Annotated in this window: 2 protein-coding genes; both read right to left on the bottom strand. The window is 67.4% G+C overall.

Going from position 1 to position 6,138, the window contains the following annotated elements; all coding sequences use genetic code 11:
• Positions 1 to 101 precede the first annotated feature (101 nt).
• Positions 102 to 2,681: a circularly permuted type 2 ATP-grasp protein gene (locus CQ050_RS13545; protein WP_199196807.1), complete on the bottom strand. Its 2,580-nt coding sequence runs from the start codon at positions 2,679 to 2,681 to the stop codon at positions 102 to 104.
• Between the two features lie 49 nt (positions 2,682 to 2,730).
• Positions 2,731 to 6,078: a DUF2126 domain-containing protein gene (locus CQ050_RS13540; protein WP_105557332.1), complete on the bottom strand. Its 3,348-nt coding sequence runs from the start codon at positions 6,076 to 6,078 to the stop codon at positions 2,731 to 2,733.
• Between the last annotated feature and the right edge of the window lie 60 nt (positions 6,079 to 6,138).

Here is a 6,138-nt window from a genome sequence, read left to right as displayed (position 1 = left end):
TTAGAGGCGGAGGCGGGGAAAGGGGGTCGCGTGCGGGTCGGGGGGGTGGGAGATGTGTAAAAGGACCCGCCGGGGGGGGGGGGGGGATGGGTTGCGGCCGACTACGCCGAGAGCGTCTGGCCATAGCCGGCCGCGTGGCTGAAATAGCGCCGGCTGATTTCGTTGGACAGCGCGCTGGCGGCGGCGTCCAGTGTTTCAGACAGCGCCAGCACGCCGGCATACAGGCCCTGCGTCTGCTGGCACAACGCCACCAACGCCGGCCCGGCGTCTTCCGAAGGCAGCAGCCCGAGAAGGTCCGTGGCGGGGCCGGCCACGGTGGCGGGCAGGCGCGCCACTTCCTTGCGAAGCACGCTGAGCACACAGGCAATGGAACGCGGGTTGGCGGGCTCCTGCACCAACAGGTTCAGCAGCGCGGGCACTTCCTGGCGGCCCGGATAGTAGGCGCGATACGTGATCTTGCTGTCGAACAGGTCCAGCAGGATATTGAACCCGCTGTCTCCCTGCACCGCATTGCGGCGGAACAGCTCGCCCAGCAGGCCCGCCATGGCCGACAGGCGTTCGATCTGCCGTCCGATGGTCAGCAGCCGCCAGCCGTCGTCGCGCGTCATGCGGTCGGTTTGCGAACCCGTGATGGCCGACAACTGCATGCCCAGGTTCTTCAGCGCGCGCAGCACATCCGGCGCGGTCGCCGGCGCGTCGCCGTCGCGGTCCTTGGCGCCCGACGCCATGCGCCTGAAGAGGTCGTTCGCCGTCACCACCAGCCGCCAGTGGTCCGGCGACAGGCGGTCGCGGATCTGTCCGGCCGCGAACGCCAGCGCGCCCAGGTTGCGCGACACGCCGCCCTGGGCGTCTTCGCCCGCCAGTTCCGCCACCAGCGTGGATTCGAACATGCGCACCGACAGCGTCGGCGCGGCAGGCACCAGGCCGCTGCGCCGGCACAGCGCGGCGACGGCGGCGAACAGCTGGCCCGCGTTGTCCTCGTCGCTGTTCAGCCAGGTCAGCGCCACGTTGGCCAGCCGCACGTCGTTTTCGGCGCGCTCGGTATAGCGGCCCATCCAGAACAGGTTCTCGGCCGCGCGGCTGGATACCGGGCGATGCGCGCGCACCAGGTCTTCGGGCCGCAACTGCGCGGGCAGCATCGAAAACGTGTCGACCGCCCCGCGGGTCGTGACCCAGGTATCCATGCTGCTGCCGCCGCGCTGCATCGACACGATCTGCTGTTCGCGGCTGGCGATGCGGGTCAGCCCGCCGGGCAACACGTTCCAACCGCCCTCGCCGTCGGCGATGACGAATACGCGCAGCATGGCGGCGCGCGGCACGATGCGGCCGGCGATCCAGCTGGGCGCCTGCGATAGCGGCAGGTATTCCTGGATGGTGTAGGCGTCCGGGTTGGCGGCGATGCGTGCGTGCAGCGCCTCGCGCTCGGACGGCGGGACCGCACCGCCGATCACCGGTTCGAACCCGCCACGCGCATTGCTGGGATAGGTGGACTTGACCACGGCGCCCGGCAAGTTGGCCAACACCTGTTCGCGCGCCGCGGCCTCGCCGCACCACCATGACGGCAGCGACGGCAGCAACAGGTCGGCGTCCAACAGGCGGCGGCTGATGGCCGGCAAAAAGCCATTGATGGCGGGCGACTCGAGGAAGCTCGTGCCCAGCGAATTCGCCACCAGCACATTGCCCGCCCGCATCACCTGCAGCAGGCCGGGCACGCCCAGCGTCGAATCCGAACGCAGCTCCAGCGGGTCGCAGAAATCGTCGTCCAGCCGACGCAGCACCGCATGCACGCGTTCCAGTCCGTGCAGCGTCTTCAGGTACAGCAGCTTGTCGCGCACGACCAGGTCGCCGCCTTCCACCAGGGTCACCCCCAGGTAGCGCGCCAGATAGGTCTGTTCAAAGTAGGTCTCGTTGTAGGGGCCCGGCGTCAGCAGCACGATGCGCGGCGGCGTCTGCGCCGACAGTCCGCCGGGGCTGAGCTTGTACAGCATGTCCATCAGCCGCCGGTAGCTGGTGGCCAGATGCTGCACCCGCAGCTCCTGGAACGCTTCGGGGAACATGCCCGAGATGGTCAGCCGGTTTTCCAGCAGGTACCCCAGCCCGGACGGGGCCTGGGTCCGCTGCGACACGACCCACCAGCCGCCGTCGCTGGCCCGCGCCAGATCGAAAGCGGCGATGTGCAAGAACGTATCCCCCGGTGGCGCGTACCCGCGCAGAGGACGCAAATAACCCGGATGGCCCAACACCAACGCCGGCGGAATCAGCCTGTCGGCCAGCAGCGTCTGCGGCCCGTAGACGTCGCCCAACACCCGATTCAGCAAGGTGGCCCGTTGCCGCAAACCCTGTTCGATCGCCGCCCAGTCGGTATCGTTGATGACGAACGGCAGCAGGTCCAGCGACCAGGGCCGCGCCGACCCATTGGCCTCGGCGTAGATGTTGTAGGTGATGCCGTTTTCGCGGATCTGGCGGGCCACCCCGTCGGCGCGCCGGTCCAGATCGGCAAAGCCGCCGGTGCCCAGTAGCTCGAAAAAACGGGGCCACGGTTCACGCAGGCGGGTAGCGCCCGACGCGCCGGTGGTGTCGCGCAGCTCGTCATAATGCCCGGGCCGTGCGGGCAATGCCGCATGGACCGCCAGGGATGCGACATCCTGCGACGGGTCCGTCTGAAAAAGAAATTGCGGCATAGCGGCTTTATCGCCGGCGGCTAGGCCGGGTTTCAACATGCGGTAAGGCTCAATCGTGCCTCAAATCCAGCGAGAACGGAAATTCCCGGCTGGCCACGGCTGGTGCGACGTCCATGCGTCCCGGCGTATGACCGGTCTTTTCAAAGCGCGCCAGCCGGCGGCTCTCTGCCTCGTAGGAATTGACGGGGAACGACTCCGGGTTCAGCCCGCCCGGATGCGCGACATGGTATTTGCAGCCCCCCAGCGATCGCTGGTTCCAGGTATCGACGATGTCCACGGTTAGCGGCACATGCTCGGGAATGGTGGGATGCAGCGCCGACGGCGGCGCCCACGCCTTGTACCGGACGCCCGCCACGTATTCACCGACCCGGCCGGTGGGCTGCAACGGCAGCGCGCGGCCGTTCACCGTCACGACATAGCGGTTGCCGTTCAGGCCCGACACCCGGATTTCCACCCGTTCCAGCGACGAATCCACATAGCGCACCGTGCCGGCGGACGAGCCCTCTTCGCCCATGACATGCCAGGGTTCCAGCGCCCCACGCAACTCCAGATGGATGCCGCGTGCCGCGACGTCGCCGAACAGCGGGAAGCGGAATTCGAAATGGGGAGCAAACCAGGCGGGATCGAAGCCATAGCCCGCCTCGTTCAGATCGGCCAGCACGTCCTCGAAATCCATCTTCACGAACGTGGGCAGCAGGAAGCGGTCATGCAGTTCGGTGCCCCAGCGCGTCAGCCTGGCCGTGTAAGGCGTCTTCCAGAAGCGCGCGATCAGGCCCCGCAGCAACAATTGCTGCGCCAGGCTCATGCGCGCGTGCGGTGGCATTTCAAAGGCGCGCAGTTCCAGCAGCCCCAGCCGGCCCGTGGCGCTGTCGGGCGAATACAGCTTGTCGATGCAGAATTCCGACCGATGGGTATTGCCGGTGACATCGACCAGGATGTTGCGCAAGGCCCGGTCGACCATCCACGGCGGGACAACCGCGCCCGGCTCCGCGCAGCGCCGGTGGATTTCCTGGAACGCCAGTTCCAGCTCGTAGACCTGATCGTTGCGGGCTTCGTCGATGCGAGGCGCCTGGCTGGTCGGCCCGATGAACAGGCCCGAAAACAGGTAGGACAGCGAGGGATGATTCACCCAATACGCCAGCAGGCTGGCCAGCACGTCCGGGCGGCGCAGGAACGGGCTGTCGGCCGGCGTGGCGCCGCCCAGCACGAAGTGGTTGCCGCCCCCCGTGCCGGTATGGCGGCCGTCCGCCATGAACTTTTCGGTGGACAGCCGGGTTTCGAATGCGGCTTCGTAAAGGAATTCGGTGTGGTCGACCAGCTCTGCCCAGTTGCTGGCCGGGTGGATGTTGACCTCGATGACGCCGGGGTCCGGCGTCACTTGCAGCACCTGCAATCGCGGATCGCGCGGCGGTGGATAGCCTTCCATCACGATCTTCACATCCAGGTCGCGCGCCGTGGCCTCGACCTGGGCGACAAGCGCCAGGTAATCTTCCAGGCGCGGCAACGGCGGCATGAACACATACAGGACGCCGTTGCGCGTTTCGACACACATCGCGGTCCGCGTCAGCCCGGCGGCGGACTCAAACCTCGCGGGCGCGCGGCTGTCCGGCATGCTGGCCGGCCCGCCGTTGAATGCGCCCGTGTCATTGCCCGCGGGGCCGGGTTCGTGGCGCGCGGCGGCGCGCAGGTTCTGCGTCAGCAACTGCGCCGGGCCCGGCAGCGAACGCCGCGCATCAAACGGATCGCGCTCTACCGCCATGGGCGCGTCGGCCTCATCCGCCCACGGCAGCGAATCCAGCGGCAGGCGATAGCCCATCGGGGAATCGCCGGGAAACAGATACATGCGCTCGTCGCGCAGAAACCACGGGCCGGATACCCAGGGGCCGCCCTCGCCCGGCTGGATCGGCAAGGCGTAACCCACCACGCTGTCCAGCTTTTGCTCGAATACGCGGCGCAGGCGCGCCCGCTCCATCTCGTCGTCCAGCCGCGAATCGAACGGATCCACGTTGGCGGGCAGGCGGCGTTCACGCCATAAGTAATAGAAAACGTCCTCGTAGCCGGGCACGACATGCTGCCCGCTCACGCCCAGCCGCTCGCACAACCTTGCCATGAACCGACGCGCGTCCGCCACCTTGTACGTACTGCGCTGGCGCTCATCGGCGAATAGCGCCGGATCGTCCCAGCATGGCTGCCCGTCCGTGCGCCAATAGATCGACAGCGCCCAGCGTGGCAGTTGTTCGCCGGGATACCATTTGCCCTGCCCGAAATGCAGGAAGCCGTTGCCGCCATAGCGCGTGCGCAACCGGTTCAACAATTCCAGCGCATAGCCGCGCTTGGTGGGCCCCAGGGCGGCGGTATTCCACTCCGCGCCTTCGCGGTCCGACACGGACACGAACGTCGGTTCGCCGCCCATCGTCAGGCGCACGTCCATGTGGTCAAGGTGGTCGTCGATCTTGTCGCCCAGGTCGCGGATGGCGTGCCACTGCGCGTCGGTATAGGGTTTGGTCACGCGCGGAGACTCGAACACCCGCGTCACTTCCATCGTGTGCGTGAACACCACCTCGGCCTCGTCGACCGCGCCCGTGACCGGCGCGGCGCTGCCAGGTTCGGGCGTGGCCGCCAGCGGGATGTGGCCCTCACCGGCCAGCAAGCCCGACGTCGGGTCCAACCCGATCCACCCCGCCCCGGGCAGATAGACTTCGCACCACGCATGCAGGTCGGTGAAGTCCGATTGCGCGCCGCTGGGGCCGTCAAGCGCGCGCACGTCGGGCTTCAACTGGATCAGGTAGCCCGACACGAAGCGCGCCGCCAGTCCCAGATGGCGCAGCGCCTGCACCAGCAGCCACCCCGAATCGCGGCACGATCCGGCATTACGCGTCAGCGTCTCTTCAGGCGTCTGCACGCCCGGCTCCATGCGGATCAGGTAGTTGATCTCTTGATGGATCTGCTGGTTCAGGCCCACCAGGAAGTCCACGGTGCGCTGCGGGCGCGCGTCCACGCGAGACAGGAACTCGGCAAAGCGCGGCGTGGCCTTGTCGCACACCAGGTACGGCGCCAGCTCACGGGCCAGGCCGTCGTCATAGGTGAAGGGAAAGGTCTCGGCGTCCGGCTCCAGGAAGAAGTCGAACGGGTTGTAGACCGCCATTTCGGCGACCAGATCCACGGTGATCTTGAATTCCCGCGTCTTGCCCGGAAAGTTCAGGCGCGCCAGGTAGTTGGCGAACGGATCCTGCTGCCAGTTGATGAAGTGGTCCGCCGGTTCGACGGTCAGTGAATACGACAGGATGGGGGTTCGGCTGTGCGGCGCGGGGCGCAACCGCAGCACTTGCGCCGACAGCCCCACAAGGCGGTCGTATTGGTATTGCGTAACGTGCTTGAGGGCTACGTGGATCGTCACTGCCATCTCCGGGTGTGGACTGGGGCGGCCGCAAAGCGGCCAATGCACTGCTACGGGTAC

The organism is Achromobacter sp. MYb9 (assembly GCF_002975275.1).
GTDB lineage: Bacteria > Pseudomonadota > Gammaproteobacteria > Burkholderiales > Burkholderiaceae_B > Achromobacter.
This window is presented reverse-complemented; position numbering and strand designations above follow the sequence as displayed.

Excerpts from the sequence above, each read along its gene's own strand:
- CQ050_RS13545 (WP_199196807.1), bottom strand. The coding sequence starts at position 2,681 with ATGCCGCAATTTCTTTTTCAGACGGACCCGTCGCAGGATGTCGCATCC.